General features: G+C 58.8%; 14 protein-coding genes. 2 read left to right on the top strand and 12 right to left on the bottom strand.

What is annotated here, in order from left to right; genetic code table 11:
• Positions 1 to 59: 59 nt before the first annotated feature.
• A complete protein-coding gene (locus tag AC6I8P_RS02185) occupies positions 60 to 1,991 on the top strand; it encodes a methyl-accepting chemotaxis protein (protein ID WP_058759865.1) in 1,932 nt (643 codons plus the stop codon).
• A gap of 55 nt (positions 1,992 to 2,046) precedes the next feature.
• Positions 2,047 to 2,373 (top strand): biofilm peroxide resistance protein BsmA, encoded by a 327-nt coding sequence (gene bsmA, locus AC6I8P_RS02180; RefSeq protein WP_021509754.1) that lies wholly within the window; start codon positions 2,047 to 2,049, stop codon positions 2,371 to 2,373.
• Here the strand turns inward: bsmA and AC6I8P_RS02175 are convergent.
• The 12 genes from AC6I8P_RS02175 to mutL form a co-directional block, all read right to left on the bottom strand.
• Positions 2,347 to 3,975: an isovaleryl-CoA dehydrogenase gene (locus AC6I8P_RS02175; protein ID WP_021509755.1), complete on the bottom strand. Its 1,629-nt coding sequence runs from the start codon at positions 3,973 to 3,975 to the stop codon at positions 2,347 to 2,349. The two genes, bsmA and AC6I8P_RS02175, sit on opposite strands and share 27 nt — an antisense overlap.
• Positions 3,976 to 4,070: 95 nt before the next feature.
• On the bottom strand, positions 4,071 to 4,805 hold the full coding sequence (rlmB, locus tag AC6I8P_RS02170) for a 23S rRNA (guanosine(2251)-2'-O)-methyltransferase RlmB (protein WP_021509756.1): 735 nt from the start codon (positions 4,803 to 4,805) through the stop codon (positions 4,071 to 4,073).
• 137 nt (positions 4,806 to 4,942) lie between these two features.
• Positions 4,943 to 7,381, bottom strand: a complete 2,439-nt coding sequence (gene rnr / locus AC6I8P_RS02165) for a ribonuclease R (RefSeq protein ID WP_058781120.1) — start codon at positions 7,379 to 7,381, stop codon at positions 4,943 to 4,945.
• Between the two features lie 16 nt (positions 7,382 to 7,397).
• The gene (nsrR, locus tag AC6I8P_RS02160; protein WP_021509758.1) at positions 7,398 to 7,841 is read right to left on the bottom strand and encodes a nitric oxide-sensing transcriptional repressor NsrR; all 444 of its coding nucleotides are present in this window, start codon (positions 7,839 to 7,841) and stop codon (positions 7,398 to 7,400) included.
• 195 nt (positions 7,842 to 8,036) lie between these two features.
• Positions 8,037 to 9,335, bottom strand: coding sequence for an adenylosuccinate synthase (locus AC6I8P_RS02155; RefSeq protein ID WP_058759868.1), 1,299 nt, complete (start codon positions 9,333 to 9,335; stop codon positions 8,037 to 8,039).
• A gap of 175 nt (positions 9,336 to 9,510) precedes the next feature.
• On the bottom strand, positions 9,511 to 9,711 hold the full coding sequence (locus AC6I8P_RS02150; RefSeq protein ID WP_031280157.1) for a DUF2065 domain-containing protein: 201 nt from the start codon (positions 9,709 to 9,711) through the stop codon (positions 9,511 to 9,513).
• Between the two features lie 57 nt (positions 9,712 to 9,768).
• Positions 9,769 to 10,773 (bottom strand): protease modulator HflC, encoded by a 1,005-nt coding sequence (gene hflC, locus AC6I8P_RS02145; RefSeq protein ID WP_021509761.1) that lies wholly within the window; start codon positions 10,771 to 10,773, stop codon positions 9,769 to 9,771.
• A 3-nt stretch (positions 10,774 to 10,776) separates the two neighbouring features.
• On the bottom strand, positions 10,777 to 12,012 hold the full coding sequence (gene hflK / locus AC6I8P_RS02140) for an FtsH protease activity modulator HflK (RefSeq protein WP_021509762.1): 1,236 nt from the start codon (positions 12,010 to 12,012) through the stop codon (positions 10,777 to 10,779).
• Positions 12,013 to 12,091: 79 nt separating this feature from the next.
• The gene (gene hflX / locus AC6I8P_RS02135; protein WP_021509763.1) at positions 12,092 to 13,372 is read right to left on the bottom strand and encodes a ribosome rescue GTPase HflX; all 1,281 of its coding nucleotides are present in this window, start codon (positions 13,370 to 13,372) and stop codon (positions 12,092 to 12,094) included.
• 80 nt (positions 13,373 to 13,452) lie between these two features.
• Positions 13,453 to 13,767: an RNA chaperone Hfq gene (hfq, locus tag AC6I8P_RS02130; RefSeq protein WP_010618006.1), complete on the bottom strand. Its 315-nt coding sequence runs from the start codon at positions 13,765 to 13,767 to the stop codon at positions 13,453 to 13,455.
• Between the two features lie 110 nt (positions 13,768 to 13,877).
• A complete protein-coding gene (miaA, locus tag AC6I8P_RS02125) occupies positions 13,878 to 14,819 on the bottom strand; it encodes a tRNA (adenosine(37)-N6)-dimethylallyltransferase MiaA (protein ID WP_031280158.1) in 942 nt (313 codons plus the stop codon).
• Entirely contained in the window at positions 14,812 to 16,668 is a 1,857-nt protein-coding gene (gene mutL / locus AC6I8P_RS02120) for a DNA mismatch repair endonuclease MutL (RefSeq protein ID WP_498030935.1), read from the bottom strand. The genes miaA and mutL overlap by 8 nt, the downstream gene beginning before the upstream one ends.
• Positions 16,669 to 16,707: the final 39 nt, after the last annotated feature.

The following is a 16,707-nucleotide window of genomic DNA, read 5'->3' as shown; positions in this document are numbered from 1 at the left end:
CATTTGCCGCATTTTGCCGTTGATCCTGTACCCCTCCAGTTATTTATTAAAGGTACTTTATGAAGCGTCTCTCTCTCAGCGCCATGAGTCTCGGAATTAAGCTGTCTGTATTGACGTCTTTCAGTGTGGCAATCGTGCTGTTTGCCCTGACGTTAACGCTCAGCCATAACGCCGCGCGCCAGCTGGAGCAGCTGGCTGTCGACGATATGCAAAACCAGGTGCTCGGCATTAATGAAATGGCCACGATGTTTAACGCGACCTTATCGGAAGAAGTGGCGAACTATACCCGGCTGTTTCAAAGCTTTTTACCCAAGCGATTCAGCCGTGACGACAGCTCACGCATTCAGGTGGGATCGTTCAGCACGCCGACGCTGCGTGCCGGGCTGAAAACCCTCAACCTCGATCAGATCGCCGTGGACGATTTTCTCGATCGTACCGGTGCAGTCTCCACCATTTTTGTGCGCGACGGCGAGGATTACATTCGCATCGCGACCTCACTGAAGAAAGAGGATGGCAGCCGCGCGGTGGGCACCCAGCTTGATCGCAGCAGCGCGGCGTGGCGCAGCGTGAATAAGGGCGAAGTGTATCGCGGCCTGGCGACGCTGTTCGGCCATCGCTATATCACCCAATACCAGCCGGTGCAGGACGACAGCGGCGCAGTCATCGCCATTCTGTTTGTTGGCGTGCAGATTGATAAACAGTACGCGCTGATGCGAGAGAAAGTGCTGGCGCGACGTCTCGGCGACAGCGGCAGCTTCTTCGTGCTGAACGGCACGCCGGGCAGCGCACAGGGCCAGTATCTGTTTGCCCGTCAGTCAGAAGGCAAGCTGCCGGACTGGGATCGCAGCGTACAGCAGCAGATCCTGACGCAGCCGCACGGCCTGCTGGAGATCGCGCATCAGGGCGAAACCCGCCTGCTGGCGTGGCAGCAACTGCCGGGCTGGAACTGGATTATCGCCGGTGAAGTCAGCCGCGCCAGCCTGCTGGCACCGATCACCCACAGCCGCAATCTGTTCATGCTGATTGGCCTGGCGCTGGTGCTCGCCTTTGCCATTGGCTTTGTGCTGTATAGCCGGCGCGCCATTACCCGGCCGCTGCAGCAGGTGATCCATCTGGCCGAGCAGTATGCGGCGGGTAATCTGCAGGCGCACCTCGACTCAGCGCGCCGCGACGAGATCGGCCAGCTGGTGAGCGCGATTAACGGCATTGGCGACGGCCTGGAGAAAGTGGTAGGCCAGGTACGCGCCGCCGCGCGTGAGATCAGCGACGGCACCGACACCATTGCGGCCAGCAGTTCCAGCATCAGCGAGCAGATTGGCCGCCAGGCGAGCAGCGTCGAAGAGACCTCGGCCAGCATGGAGCAGTTTGGCGCAACCGTGGCGCAAACCGCCGCTAATGTGCGTCAGGCGATGGCGCTGGTCGGTGAAGCCGCCAGCACCGTCAGCCAGGGCGGCAGCACCGTGGCGCGCTCGGTAGAGACCATGGCGGAGATTCGCATTGCCTCGCAGAGCATCGCCGACATTACCCACGTGATCGAGTCGATTGCCTTCCAGACCAATATTCTGGCGCTCAACGCTGCGGTTGAGGCGGCGCGCGCCGGTGAGCACGGCAAAGGCTTCGCGGTCGTCGCTGCGGAAGTGCGTGCGCTGGCGCAGCGCAGCGCTAATGCGGCGAAGGAGATTGACGGGCTGATTGCCAGTTCGATCGACAAAGTGGCCGCCGGCCATGCGCTCTCGGAACAAACACGTGACGCCATGAGCCATATTGTCAGCCATATCGAACAGGTGAAAACCCTGATGGGGGAAATCAATATCGCTGCCCAGGAGCAGGCTGCGGGCATTGGTCAGGTCAATCTGGCGATGAACCACATCAGCCATGCGACCCATCAGAGCAGCGATATGATTAACCAGTCCGAGCACACAGCGCAGCACCTGAGTCAGAAAGGCCACCATCTGACCCAGCTGGTGAGTATTTTCCGTCTCAACGACTGATGAGCACGGGCAGATGGCTTACACTTGAGTCATCTGCCTGTTTTCCGGAGCCACCATGCGTACGCTTATTCTGCTGCTGGGCCTGCTGCTGAGCGGCTGTGCCGCACTGCACACCACGCCACAACCCCCGCCAGCGCCCACCACTCAGGCGCAGGAGATCACCCGCGCGCAAAGCTATGGCCTGCCGAAGCTTGGCACCGTCAGCGCCCATTCACGCGGCTCGCCGGATGATGTGCAGCGTGCAATCGCTGCACGCGCCAATCAGAGCGGTGCGGTTTACTATCAGATCCTGATGGTCGATGAGACCACCATGCCTGGCTTCTGGTATGCCACCGCCATTCTGTACGGCGCGCCCTCAGGCGGCAGTAGCACGCTGCAGTAAGCGTGCGCTCAGATCATCACTCAGCGCCTGTGCCGGGCGCGAGGAGAGATAACGCGCGCACCAGCTGTCCGCCAGCGGCGGTTCTGCCGCTTTCAGCAGCACCGCGGCACTCGCCAGCCGAATCAGCATGTCGCTGACCTGCCGTCCCTGCTCTTCGCGCAGGTTGCCGAGTTGCAACCGCAGCTGACGCCAGCAGCGATCGAAGTGGCGATTGCTGCCCTTCACCGCATCAAACTCATCCTGCAACATGCTAAGCACCTCTGCATGCCGTCCCAGTACACGCAGCACATCCAGGCACATCACGTTACCCGAGCCCTCCCAGATGCTGTTCACCGGCATCTCGCGATACAGGCGCGGCAGTTCACTCTCTTCGCAGTAGCCAATGCCGCCCAGCACCTCCATGGCTTCAGCCACAAACGGCATACCGGCTTTGCAGATCACGAACTTGGCCGCCGGGGTGAACAGGCGTGCATACAGCCGTTCATGCGCGCTGGCCGGCGTTGACCAGGCACGCGCCAGACGCAGCAGCAGCGCGGTTTGTCCCTCCAGCTGCAGTGCCTGCTGCGCCAGCACCGCGCGCATCAGCGGCTGATCGCTAAGGTTTTTGCCCATCACCTGGCGCTGACCGGCGTGATGCAGCGCAATCGCCAGCGCGCGTCGCATCTGGCCATGGCTGCCGAGCGCGCAGTCAAAGCGCGTCATACCGCCCATTTTCAGGATCAGCCGCACGCCATCGCCCTCCTCACCCATCAACCAGCCGAAGGCATCCTGAAACTCCACTTCGGCACTGGCATTGGCGCGGTTGCCCAGCTTGTCTTTCAGACGTTCAAGACGAATGGCGTTGCGCGTGCCGTCCGGCAGCAGGCGCGGCAGAAAGAAGCAGCTCAGCCCCGCGGCGGTCTGCGCCAGAATCAGGTGCGCGTCGCTTTGCGGCACCGAGAAAAACCACTTGTGGCCGGTGATGCGCCAGGGTTCGCCCGGCGCACGCGTGCCAGGCGGTTCGGCGCGTGTGGTGTTGCTCAGCACATCGGTGCCGCCCTGCTTCTCCGTCATGCCCATGCCAATCAGCAGGCCGCGCTTCTGGCTGCCGGGCAGATGATGCGCATCATACCGATCGCTCAGCAGTCGATCGTGCCAGTCGGCGTAGGGAGCGGGCAGATGGGTTTGCAGCAGCGGGATCGCGGCGTGAGTCATGGTTACCGGGCAGAGTGAACCGGCTTCCACCTGCGCATGCAGAATGAAACGCGCCGCGCGCGCTACCATGGCGCTGCCCTGCACGTCAGGCTGCCAGCTCAGGTTATGTAACCGGCTGGCGCACACGCCCTGCATCAGCAGATGCCAGGCAGGATGAAAGCGCACCTCGTCGAGTCGCTCACCGCGCGCGTCGTAACGCAGCAGCTCCGGCGGCTGTGCATTGGCCAGGCGACCTAATTCCAGTGACTCCGCGCTGCCGAGCTGCAGGCCGACGGACGCCAGCCATTCGCGGTCCCAGCCGGCCCCTTCACGCACCACCGCCTCGCACAGCGCGCTATCGCCGGTGAAGAGATTGCTGTTGCTGAGCGGAGATGGTTGATTGAATACGCTGTGAGTGGTCCAGGCCATGGCACTCTCCTCTCCTGTTGCCCGTACTGATGTGGCTATAAGTATGGAGAGGATGTGCAGTTATGCCTGGTACAGCTGAGGTTTTGCGGCGGCGATCACGCCTGGCGCTGACGCACCGCTTCGAACAGACAAACGCCGGTGGCCACCGAAACGTTGAGGGAAGAGACGCTGCCGGCCATCGGGATGCTGATCAGCTCATCGCAGTGTTCGCGCGTCAGGCGGCGCATGCCCTCTCCTTCCGCACCCATCACCAGCGCCATCGCGCCGGTCATTTTGCTCTGATACAGCGTGTGGTCTGCTTCACCAGCCGTGCCGACGATCCAGACGTTGTACTCCTGCAGCAGACGCATGGTGCGCGCCAGATTGGTGACGCGAATCAGCGGCACGTTTTCCGCCGCCCCGCTGGCGACTTTTTTCGCCGTGGCGTTGAGTGGTGCCGAACGGTCTTTCGGTACGATCACCGCATGCACACCCGCCGCATCGGCGCTGCGCAGGCAGGCGCCCAGGTTATGCGGATCGGTGACGCCATCCAGAATCAGCAGGAACGGCTGATCCAGTGAGGCCAGCAGATCCGGCAGATCGCCTTCCTGATAGTTTTTACCCGGCTTAACGCGCGCCACGATGCCCTGGTGCACGCCGCCTTCGACCTGGCCGTCGAGCCACTGGCGGTTGGCCAGCTGAATCACAATTCCCTGAGCTTCCAGTGCGGCGATCAGCGGCTGCAGGCGGCGATCATCGCGGCCTTTAAGGATAAAGACTTCCTGAAAACGCTGGGGATCACGCTCCAGCAGCGCCTGCACGGCGTGAATGCCAAAAATTATTTCACTCATTACTTTGCTCAAGGTTGGATGTATATCGTTGAATACAGAACATTAATCAGGCTGCGCGTTGGGGCGCAGCCTGCGAAACAGGTTGAGCAAGGTGCGTCAGCGCTGACGCACCTGGCCGCTGGCGGGTGAAGAGGCCATCAGGCTTCGCTGGCCTTCTTCTTCACTGCGCGCTTCGCCTTGGTTGCGGCGGCGATTTTACGGGTTTTTTCGGAGACTTTTTTGCTTTTTTTCTCGCTTTTATTCGCCGCAGGTGGCTGCTTCTCACCGCGGAAAGCGGCGTCCGGCTCAAAGTTGCCCTTGCGACCCGCGTCGCGACGCCGCTTCGCCGGTGGCTTGCCGCCACGCTTCTCACGCTCGCGCGCGGTTTTCCCTTCACCGCGCGGTACGCGTTTGCTGGAGATCAGCGCGAAATCGATCTTGCGCTCATCCATGTGCACCGCGTCAACGCGCACTTCCACCGCATCACCCAGACGGTAAGTGCGACCGCCGGATTCGCCAATCAGACGCTGGCCCACCGGATCGAAGCGGTAGTAATCATTGTCCAGCGTGGAGACGTGCACCAGGCCATCAATGAACAGATCGTTGAGGCGAACAAAGAAGCCAAAGCCGGTCACGCTGGAGATCACGCCGTTGAATACGTTACCCACCTGATCCTGCATAAAGTCACACTTCAGCCAGTCGGCCACATCGCGCGTCGCTTCATCGGCACGGCGTTCGGTCATCGAACAGTGCTGACCCAGCTGCAGCATCTGCTGCATATCGTAATGATAACCACCGGTTGCCGTGGTGTTGCCTTTTACCGTGCCCTGCTCTTTAGCCAGCAGGTACTTGATGGCACGGTGCAGCAGCAGATCCGGATAGCGACGGATTGGCGAGGTAAAGTGCGCATACGACGCCAGCGCCAGGCCAAAGTGACCGCGATTTTCCGGATCGTACACCGCCTGCTTCATCGAACGCAGCAGCATGGTTTGCAGCATTTCAGCATCCGGACGGTCGGCAATCTGCGTCAGCAGATCGGCATAATCGATCGGCTGCGGTTTCGACCCACCCGGCAGGCTGAGGCCCAGCTCGCCCAGCACGGTACGGAAGCTGGTGATGCTGTCTTCGCTCGGGCGATCGTGATCGCGGAACAGCGCCGGCTCCTGATGTTTCTCAACGAAACGCGCGGAGGCGATGTTGGCCAGAATCATGCACTCTTCAATCAGCTTGTGCGCATCGTTACGTACGGTGCGCTCCACGCGCTCAATGCGACGCTCAGCGTTGAAGATGAATTTGGCTTCGTCGGTTTCAAACGAGATGCCACCGCGCTGTTCGCGGGCGGTTTCCAGCACCTCATACATGCGGTGCAGCTCTTCGAGGTGCTTCACCTGCGCCGCATACTGTTCACGCAGCTCCGGGTTGCCCTGCAGAATGCTCCACACTTTGTTGTAGGTCAGACGCGCATGTGAGTTCATCACCGCTTCGTAATGTTTGAAGCCGGTGAGTTTACCGCTGGCCGAGATGGTCATCTCGCACACCATGCACAGGCGATCCACCTGCGGATTGAGCGAGCACAGGCCGTTCGAGAGGATCTCCGGCAGCATCGGTATCACCTGCGACGGGAAGTAGACCGAGGTGCCGCGCTGCTGCGCTTCGTTATCCAGCGCGGTGCCGGGACGCACGTAATAGCTGACGTCGGCAATCGCCACCCACAGGCGCCAGCCGCCGCCGCGTTTTTTCTCGCAGTAAACGGCGTCATCGAAGTCACGCGCGTCTTCACCGTCGATGGTCACCAGCGGCAGTTCACGCAGGTCGACACGGCCTTTTTTCGCCGATTCCGGTACCTGCTCTTTCAGCCTGGAAATCTCTTTCTCAACTTCTTCCGGCCATGAGTGGGGAATTTCATGGGTGCGCAGCGCCATATCCACGGCCAGACCGGTGCCCATGTTGTCGCCGAGAATTTCTGTAATTTTGCCGATAGCTTTGCTGCGGCGCGTCGCGCGCTGCACGATCTCCACCACAACCACCGATCCCATGCGCGCATTCAGCGTCTCTTCCGCCGGGATCAGAATGTCAAAACTCAGACGGCTGTCGTCCGGTACCACGAAGCCGGTGCCGGCATCGGTGAAGTAGCGGCCAACAATCTGGCTGTTGCGCGGTTCCAGCACGCGGACCACGCGCGCTTCACGCCGCCCTTTGCGATCGGAGCCGCCCGGCTGGGCGAGGATGACATCACCGTGCAGACAGAACTTCATCTGCTCCGCCGAGAGGTAGAAGTCATCTTTCTGACCATCAACGCGCAGGAAGCCGTAGCCATCGCGATGGCCAATCACTTTGCCGCGCAGTAAATCCAGACGCTCCGGCAGGGCGTAGCACTGGCGACGGGTGAACACCAGCTGGCCGTCACGCTCCATGGCGCGCAGGCGGCGACGCAGCGCTTCAAGCTGATCTTCGCTGGTGATGTTTAACTCTTCGGCGATCTCTTCGCGACTCGCCGGCTTTTCACGCTTTTCTAATAGCGCGAGGATAAATTCCCGACTGGGAATAGGATTTTCGTACTTTTCAGCTTCTCTATCCTGAAAGGGATCTTTTGACATTACGGTTCCTCCGATGTCATTTATGTGGAATTGCCACCGGCGGTTCGGACAATAAGATGTGGTAAAGCGAATCGTTGTTTTGCACCAGGTCGGCGAGCGTATATTTATCCAGCTCCTGCAGGAACAGCTGGACCGCATTATTCAGCGCGCTACGCAGGCGACAGGCGGGATTTATCGCACACTCTTTACAGTTTACCAGCTGCAAAGGCTCCATTTTTCTCACGACATCGCCAATGACGATTTTTTCCGGGTCCATGCCTAAACGAATTCCGCCGTTTTTACCGCGTGTCGCGGCAACAAAGCCGGCCCGGCTCAGTTGATTGATGATTTTAACCATATGGTTACGCGATACCCCGTAGGTATCGGTGACTTCGGTAATGTTGGTCTGCTGACCTTGCGGCAATGTCGCCATGTAAATCAGGGCGCGCAGACCGAAATCGGTAAAACTTGTTAGCTGCACATGTACCTCAGTGAATCATCGATATTGTTGTTATAACGCCCGTGAGCGCTTCGATTAACATTGATGATAAACCAGTGTGGAAAACCCGGAGCGCTTTTTTCCTGCAACTCCCGAAACCAGCAGGAAAAAATGAAGTGAGCGGAGTCAAAGAGCAGATAAACGAAGGCCGGACAGTGTCCGGCCTGCAAAACGTGATTAAGCGTCGAACGGATCGCGCAGAATCATGGTCTCACTACGGTCGGGACCGGTTGAAATAATATCAATCGGCACGCCAGTCACTTCTTCAACACGTTTGATGTAATCACGTGCTGCCTGCGGCAGGCCTTCCAGTGTTTTAACACCAAAGGTGTTTTCACTCCAGCCCGGCAGAGTTTCATAAATCGGCTCGATGCCTTCCCAGCCTTCTGCCGCCAGCGGCGTGGTGGTCATCTCGCGGCCATCCGGCATACGGTAACCGACGCAGATTTTCACCTCTTTCAGGCCATCCAGCACGTCCAGTTTGGTCATGCAGAAGCCGGACAGGGAGTTGATCTGCACCGCGCGGCGCACAGCTACCGCATCCAGCCAGCCGGTACGACGACGACGGCCGGTGGTGGCACCGAACTCATTACCTTTCTCACACAGGAACTCGCCAGTTTCATCAAACAGTTCGGTCGGGAATGGACCGGCACCAACGCGGGTGGAGTAAGCTTTGACGATGCCCAGCACGTAATCCACGTAGCGTGGACCGATACCTGAACCGGTCGCCACGCCACCGGCAGTGGTGTTGGACGAAGTCACGTACGGATACGTACCGTGGTCGATATCCAGCAGCGTACCCTGTGCGCCTTCGAACATGATCAGGTCGCCACGCTTACGCGCGCCGTCCAGCAGTTCAGACACGTCGACGACCATGCCGGTCAGGATGTCGGCCACCGCCAGTACATCGCTCAGCACTTTATCGTAGTCTACTGCATCTTCTTTGTAGTAGTTCACCAGCTGGAAGTTGTAGAAATCAACGATCTCTTTCAGCTTCACGGCGAAGGTTTCTTTGTTGAACAGGTCGCTGACGCGCAGACCGCGACGGGCAACTTTATCTTCGTAGGCTGGGCCGATACCACGACCGGTGGTACCGATAGCTTTGGCACCGCGCGCTTTTTCACGCGCCAGGTCCATCGCCACATGGTATTGCAGAATCAGCGGACAAGCTTCAGAGATCAGCAGACGTTCACGTACCGGCACACCGCGCGCTTCCAGACCGTTCATCTCTTTCATCAGGGCTTCAGGCGACAGCACAACACCATTACCAATGATGCTGGTGACGTTTTCACGCAGGATGCCAGAGGGAATTAAGTGGAGGACGGTTTTCTCACCGTTGATGACAAGTGTATGGCCTGCATTGTGGCCACCCTGGTAACGCACAACATATTTCGCGCGTTCAGTCAGAAGGTCTACGATCTTACCTTTACCTTCATCACCCCATTGGGTGCCCAGTACGACGACGTTCTTACCCATTTTCTAAAATCACCGATTGCTTAAAAATGGATTCTACCATCGGATTTTCACTCTTTCAGCACTTTTAGCATACGATTGCGCTGTTTTTTGCCTGAGTTTTGATCACTACAACATGTTGGGGGCAATGCTCTGCAGCAGACACAATTTAGCCGTGCGGCAGCGCGCAGATTATTGCTCAGCCATTCGCGTGCGTGCTCAGCATGGCGTAAATCACCACGCCCGCCACCACCAGCCCGCCGCCAAAACGGTGCAGTATACGGTCCGGTAACTGCGTCATCGCCAGAATCATGCGACGCCACAGACGCGGCAGCAGCATCGGTCCTAATCCCTCCAGCACCAGCACCAAAGCCAGCGCCATCCAGACGGTTGTGTTCATTCTGTTTTCCCAAAAAAAAGGCCGACATCAGTGTCGGCCTCAAGGTTATAACAGTTATTAACGCGAGACGTTAGTTGGCGCCTTCATATAGCGGAAGAAATCGCTATCCGGGCTCAGCACCATCACGTCCTGATTGTCCGCGAAGCTGTTCTCATAGGCACGCAGGCTGCGGATAAAGGCATAGAAATCAGGATCCTGGCTGAAGGCGTCAGCGAACAGCTTGGCCGCTTCACCATCCCCTTCACCACGGCTGATCAGCGCCTGACGCTGCGCTTCTGCCAGCGTACGGGTTACCTGATAATCGGCCTGGGCGCGCAGTTTTTCCGCCTCTTCCTGACCCTGTGAGCGCTGGCTACGTGCTACCGCTTCACGCTCGGCGCGCATACGGTTGTAGATCGCGTCCGACACTTCGGTCGGCAGGTTGATCTGCTTGATGCGCACGTCGACCACCTGAATACCCAGCGCCGCCATACTGTTCGGGTTTGGCGCTGGCTCATTGCTGTTGGTCTCGCGCTCAACGCGGGCAGCCGCGCTGGCAATCGCATCGTCAGCGGCTGGCGTCTGCACTTCGTCGTCATTGCCGGCACTGCCGGTGTTCAGCGCATCGCGCACGTCGGTGGTCAGACGGCCACGCGAGTCGGTGACGATGTCTTTCACATCAAGACGGCCCATTTCTGAACGCAGACGGTCGCTGAACTTACGTTTCAGCAGCACTTCCGCCTGAGAAACGTCGCCACCGCCGGTCGCAAGGTAGTAACGGCTGAAATCGCTGATGCGCCACTTGATGTAAGAGTCCACAATCAGGTCTTTCTTCTCTTTGGTGACGAAACGATCGGCCTGGTTATCCATGGTCTGGATGCGCGCATCCAGCGACTTCACGGTTTCAATAAACGGAATTTTGAAGTGCAGGCCCGGTGCGTACACCTGCGGCTTGTTCTCATCATCACGCAGTACTTTACCAAAGCGCAGCACGATACCGCGCTGGCCTTCCTGCACCACGAACAGTGAGGCGTACAGCACCACCAGAACAACAATAATTACGGCGATGATTGGCTTACGCATCGATTACTCCCTCCCTTCGCGCTGGGTATCGTTACGCAGCGCATTGGCGCGACGCTGATCCATGATGCTGTCCGGACTGTAGGATGAAGTGTCGCCGCGGCCGGCATTGCTGCCCGGTGACGACGGTAACTTCATCAGATTGGCATTGTTCTGACCGCTCTGGCCGCCTGCCTGGCCGCCGCGCATCAGCTGATCCAGCGGCAGCACCATCAGGCTGTTGCCACGGTCGTTAACCAGCACTTTGCGGGTATGGCTGAGCACGCGCTCCATGCTTTCAATGTAGAGACGTTCTTTGGTGATCTGCGGTGCGGCTTTGTACTCCGGCAGCAGACGCGCGAACCGCGCCACTTCACCCTGCGCTTCCAGCACGGTACGCTCTTTGTAGGCACGCGCCTCTTCAAGAATACGCTGCGCCTGGCCGTTTGCACGCGGCTGCACTTCGTTGGCGTACGCTTCAGCTTCACGCACGTACTGCTCGCGGTTTTCGCGAGCGGCAATCGCATCGTCAAACGCGGCTTTGACCTCTTCCGGTGGACGCGCCGCCTGGAAGTTGACGTCAAGCAGCGTAATACCCATGTTGTAAGGACGAATGGTTTCGTCGATTTCACGCTGGGTATCGCTACGCACGACGGTACGGCCTTCAGTGAGGATACGGTCCATGGTCGAGCGGCCAATCACGCCGCGCAGCGCGCTGTCAGTGGCCTGACGCAGGCTGTCATCGGCACTGGTCACCGCATACAGGTAGCGCTCCGGATCGGTCACGCGGTACTGCACGTTCATCTCCACGCGCACCACGTTCTCGTCCGAAGTCAGCATCACGCCCGACGCCGCCAGCTCACGCACCGCTTCGACGTTGACGGCCCGCACCTGATCGATAAAGGTCGGTTTCCAGTTGAGGCCAGGCTCAACCAGATGGCTGAATTTGCCGAAACGCGTCACGACCCCGCGTTCCGCTTCTTTGATGGTGTAGAAACCACTGGCTGCCCAGATGACCACTGCCGCCACGGCGACAATGCCAACCAGTTTGCCACCGCTGCCGCCGCTGCGCTGGCCGTTATCGCTCTGTTTGCCACCGCCCAGTCCGCCGAGTTTTTTACTCAGCTTACGGAAGATATCATCCAGATCAGGAGGTCCCTGATCGCGACCTCCTTTATTTCCCCCAGAGTTGCCGCCTTGGTTATTGCTGCTTCCCCACGGGTCGCGGTCCTGTCCGTTATTTCCGGGCTGATTCCACGCCATGTCTCTACTCCATTTATTGTATATAAGTTTACCCTGCCACGTGCCGGGCACGTCTTGGGGTAAATGAGTTGGGCAACGGTCAAACAATATAACTGGCGAGCTGCGGTTCCTGCTTGCACAAGCGGCGCCAGTCAACAATCGGCATTCGCACCTGCAAACCTACGCAGCCATCTTCTTCATTCCACTCTTTTTCAATCGCCTGCAGCTGATAGAAGCGGCTGCGCAGGCGGCCCGCTTCCGGCGGCAGACGTAAATCATACTGCGCCACTTCACCGGCTAAGCGCTCGGACAGCGCCTGCCACAGCAGCGGCAAACCGGCACCGCTCTGCGCCGACAGCCACACGCGCGTCGGCCGGTTCTCCTCGTCGCGATCGATACGCGGCTCAAAGCCATCCAGCATATCGATCTTGTTCATCACCAGCAGCACCGGAATCTCATCGGCTTCAATCTCTGCCAGCACTTCGTTTACGGCGTCGATGTTGTCATTGACGCGCAAATCCGCGGCGTCAATCACGTGCAGCAGCAGCGACGCCTGACGGGTTTCCTGCAGGGTGGCTTTAAATGCCGCCACTAAGTCATGCGGCAGGTGACGGATAAAGCCTACCGTATCCGCCAGCACCACTTCGCCGACATCGGCCACATTCAGGCGGCGCAGCGTCGGGTCCAGCGTGGCGAACAGCTGGTCGGCAGCATACACGTTGGCTGAAGTGATGGCGTTGAACAGGGTGGATTTGCCGGCGTTGGTGTAGCCCACCAGGGAGACGGTCGGCACATCGGCTTTCGCACGCGCCTGACGTCCCTGCTCACGCTGTTTTTCCACGCGTTCAAGGCGGGACAGAATCTGGCTGATGCGGCCGCGCAGTAAGCGACGGTCGGTTTCCAGCTGGGTTTCACCCGGTCCACGCAGGCCGATACCGCCTTTCTGCCGCTCAAGGTGAGTCCATCCGCGCACCAGACGGGTGGCAAGATGGCGTAACTGTGCCAGCTCGACCTGCAATTTCCCTTCATGGGTGCGGGCGCGCTGGGCAAAAATATCGAGAATTAAGCCGGTGCGATCGATTACGCGACATTCGCACAGCCGCTCAAGATTACGTTCCTGAGCAGGGGATAAGGCATGATCGAATAAAACGACCGATGCTCCACTCGCTTTCACCGCATCGGCAATTTCAACTGCCTTTCCTTCACCGACAAAATATTTGGGATGTGGCGCTTTACGGCTGCCGGTAATCACTTGCAGCGCATCGACGCCCGCAGAAGAGACAAGAGTTTCAAACTCCTGCAAATCTTCCAGCTCTTTGTCTTGGGAGAACCAGATGTGTACCAGTACGGCCTGCTCACCGGCATCATAACGGTCAAACAAGCTATAACCTCGCTAAAATAAAATAACCAGGACGGGAAAACGCACTCGCTCCCCAGCCCTGGCTTTACGGCCGTGCAGAATTACTCTGCGTTATCGCCGTCTTGTTGTGGCTGCGACTGAGCGCCCTGGTTGCTTCCGCCATGGTGGTAGTTACTGCCACCGCTGCCGCCCGCGTTGTTGCTATGGTGCGAAACCGGACGAGAAGGAACCACTGTAGAGATGGCGTGCTTATACACCATCTGGCTTACCGTGTTTTTCAACAGAATGACGAACTGATCAAAGGATTCAATTTGTCCCTGCAGCTTAATACCATTCACCAAATAGATCGAAACCGGTACACGTTCACGACGCAATGCGTTCAAAAACGGGTCTTGTAATGATTGCCCCTTAGCCATTCTATCTTTTCCTTATATGCTTGTTGTTTGTTACTTTGTGAACCGTGGTTCAGAAAAACTGCGTAAAAATTTGCGCACGATAACGGACCAATTGTACACAATCATCCCTGCTACGCACTAACAACCTGAAGCACCGCATTACGCGCTAATTCTGGCGCGTCACTGTCTAACCAGTGGACGTCGGGCCAGCCACGTAACCAGGTCATCTGGCGTTTAGCGAGCTGCCGGGTGGCGCAAATTCCCCGATAAACCATTTCGTCGTAATCGATTTCGCCAGACAGATAAGACCACATCTGACGGTAACCAACACAGCGAATGGAAGGCATGTCCGTATGCAAATCACCTCGTGCAAACAGTGCCCGAGCCTCCGCTTCAAAACCTGACGCTAACATCTGGTCGTAACGCAACGCGATGCGCTGGTGTAACAGTTCGCGGCTCGCCGGAGCGATAGCAAACTGGTACACATCGTAGGGTAACGCTTCACCGGCCGTTTTTGTCAGTTCCGTTAAAGTTTTACCCGAAATAAAAAAAACTTCCAGTGCTCGCGAAAGTCTCTGCGGATCATTCGGATGAATACGACTACCGGCGACCGGATCGATTTCACACAGCTGGCGGTGCAGGGCTTCCCAGCCTTTTTCCGCCGCCATTTGCTCTATTCGCTGACGCACTTCCGGATCGGCCGAGGGCAGCGGCGACAATCCTTCCAGCAACGCTTTGAAGTAAAGCATGGTTCCACCAACAAGCAGCGGAATCTTACCTTTTTGGGTAATCTCCGCCATTTCTGCCAGCGCATCGCGACGAAACTCAGCAGCGGAATAGCTCTCCGCCGGGTCGCGAATGTCCAGCAAGCGATGGGGTGCCTGCGCCAACTCCTGTGCCGACGGTTTCGCCGTGCCAATATCCATCCCGCGATAGATTAAGGCAGAGTCAACGCTAATAAGTTCCACCGGAAGTTGCTGACGCAGCGCAATGGCTAATGCCGTCTTACCGGAGGCGGTCGGCCCCATCAAAAAAATTGCCTTTGGCCGGCTAGCCTGGTTCAGTTCACTCATGCTTCAACGCGTTTAGCGCGCTCTCAATCTCAAGGGTCTGTAACAGACCTGAAGGCGGCGATTTCAGCAGATGCGGACAGAGCCGTTCGAGCTCTGCCAGCAGCGTGATCGCCTGCGAGTGATTCCAGTGAGGTTCTGCCGCATCGTCGCGTCGCGCCAGCCACTGGGCCAGTGCGGAAGCAGAAACCTCTTGCTGCCGGGCGAGATAGCCTAACAGGTCTGGAATCAAGATTTGTAAATTTTGTGTTCGTAACGGTAAAGGGACAGCGCGCAGCGTCACATGCTGTCCTTCCCGTTGTAAATCAATGCCCATCTGGCTTAACAGCGCCGCCTGGGCATCAATCACGCTTAACTCTTCGTGAGCGATTTTCAGCCGTACCGGGATCAGCAGCGGCTGCGGTTTGAGCCTCTCATCGCCGGGTTGCAGCTGGGCCTGTTTGAGCCAGCGCGCCGCCACGCTTAATGACAGCAGCTGCAATGTCTCCCCGCGCTCCAGCAGCGCATAGCGCTCGCGTACCACGCTGAGCACCCGGCCAAAACTTTGCATATGGGCGGCCAGCGGCGCTTCACGCGCGGGTGCCGGGCGTGGCGCGGGCGCGGGTTCAGCGGCCGGTGCGCGTGGCGTCTCCGCCGCCGGTGTTTTTATCAGCTGCTGATAAACCGCCCCTTCACGCGCGCGATAGCCCGGCTCTTTCGGCTGCCACTGGCCGCCCGTGCCGCCGGATGCCGCACTGCCACCGCTGCGCGCGCCGGTTGCCGGCTGGGCAAAGTGATTCGCTCCGGCGGCCTGGCGGTTCTCAGGCTGCCACTGCGGCGGTGGCTCTTCGGCATGGGCCAGCGGCAATTCGGCGCTGCGACTGGCCTGCAGCACGCTCATCACGCCCTGCCAGATAAAGTCATGCACCAGACGCGACTGATGAAAACGCACCTCATGCTTCGCGGGATGCACGTTGACATCCACCTGGTGCGGGTCAATCTCCAGATACAGCACATAGGCTGGCTGCTGATCTTCACCGAGCTGGGTTTGATAGGCCTGGCGGATGGCGTGATTAATCAGCTTGTCGCGCATCATGCGACCGTTAACGTAGCAGTACTGCAGGTCGGTAACCTGACGCGACCCCGCCGGATCGGCCACCCAGCCGCGCAGCGCCAGATCGTCGTGCTGCCAGTCAATGCGCAGCGCGTGCTGCATGAAAGGCGTTCCGCAGATGGCGCCCAGACGCCGCTCTCGCTGCGCCTCCTGCGCGCCGCGATACTGACGCACCAGCTTGCCGTTGTGCGTCAGCGAAATGGCGACGTCGAAACGCGCCAGCGCAATGCGGCGAATCACCTCATCAATATGGGTGAACTCGGTCTTTTCGGTGCGCATGAATTTACGGCGGGCAGGCGTGTTGTAGAACAGATCGAGCACTTCCAGCGAGGTTCCCACCGGGTGGGCGGCGGGTTTGACCGTCACCGCCATATCGCGCCCTTCGGCATAGGCCTGCCAGGCTTCCTGCTGATCGGCGGTGCGCGACGTTAGCGTCAGGCGCGACACCGAGCTGATACTCGCCAGCGCTTCGCCGCGAAAGCCGAGGCTGACAATCGCCTCCAGATCATCCAGCGAGGCGATCTTGCTGGTGGCATGGCGGGCCAGCGCCATCGCCAGTTCATCTCTGGCAATGCCGCAGCCGTTGTCGCGGATGCGGATCAGCTTTGCACCGCCCTTCTCAATATCGACCTCAATGCGCGTCGCTCCGGCATCAAGGCTGTTTTCCACCAGCTCTTTTACGACCGAGGCCGGGCGCTCAACCACTTCGCCAGCGGCAATCTGGTTCGCCAGCTGAGGCGGTAAAATCTGTATTGGCATGGTGGTGATCCTTATCAGGTATGGGCTGCGCGCAGCCCC

The organism is gamma proteobacterium symbiont of Lampromicra miyakona (assembly GCF_059730895.1).
Note: the sequence above shows the minus strand (reverse complement) of the source record. Positions and strands in the feature narration are given on the sequence as shown.

Excerpts from the sequence above, each read along its gene's own strand:
- AC6I8P_RS02150 (WP_031280157.1), bottom strand. The coding sequence starts at position 9,711 with ATGAACACAACCGTCTGGATGGCGCTGGCTTTGGTGCTGGTGCTGGAG.
- AC6I8P_RS02175 (WP_021509755.1), bottom strand. The coding sequence starts at position 3,975 with ATGGCCTGGACCACTCACAGCGTATTCAATCAACCATCTCCGCTCAGC.
- AC6I8P_RS02155 (WP_058759868.1), bottom strand. The coding sequence starts at position 9,335 with ATGGGTAAGAACGTCGTCGTACTGGGCACCCAATGGGGTGATGAAGGT.
- rlmB (WP_021509756.1), bottom strand. The coding sequence starts at position 4,805 with ATGAGTGAAATAATTTTTGGCATTCACGCCGTGCAGGCGCTGCTGGAG.
- mutL (WP_498030935.1), bottom strand. The coding sequence starts at position 16,668 with ATGCCAATACAGATTTTACCGCCTCAGCTGGCGAACCAGATTGCCGCT.
- rnr (WP_058781120.1), bottom strand. The coding sequence starts at position 7,381 with ATGTCAAAAGATCCCTTTCAGGATAGAGAAGCTGAAAAGTACGAAAAT.
- bsmA (WP_021509754.1), top strand. The coding sequence starts at position 2,047 with ATGCGTACGCTTATTCTGCTGCTGGGCCTGCTGCTGAGCGGCTGTGCC.
- AC6I8P_RS02185 (WP_058759865.1), top strand. The coding sequence starts at position 60 with ATGAAGCGTCTCTCTCTCAGCGCCATGAGTCTCGGAATTAAGCTGTCT.
- miaA (WP_031280158.1), bottom strand. The coding sequence starts at position 14,819 with ATGAGTGAACTGAACCAGGCTAGCCGGCCAAAGGCAATTTTTTTGATG.
- hflC (WP_021509761.1), bottom strand. The coding sequence starts at position 10,773 with ATGCGTAAGCCAATCATCGCCGTAATTATTGTTGTTCTGGTGGTGCTG.
- hfq (WP_010618006.1), bottom strand. The coding sequence starts at position 13,767 with ATGGCTAAGGGGCAATCATTACAAGACCCGTTTTTGAACGCATTGCGT.
- hflK (WP_021509762.1), bottom strand. The coding sequence starts at position 12,012 with ATGGCGTGGAATCAGCCCGGAAATAACGGACAGGACCGCGACCCGTGG.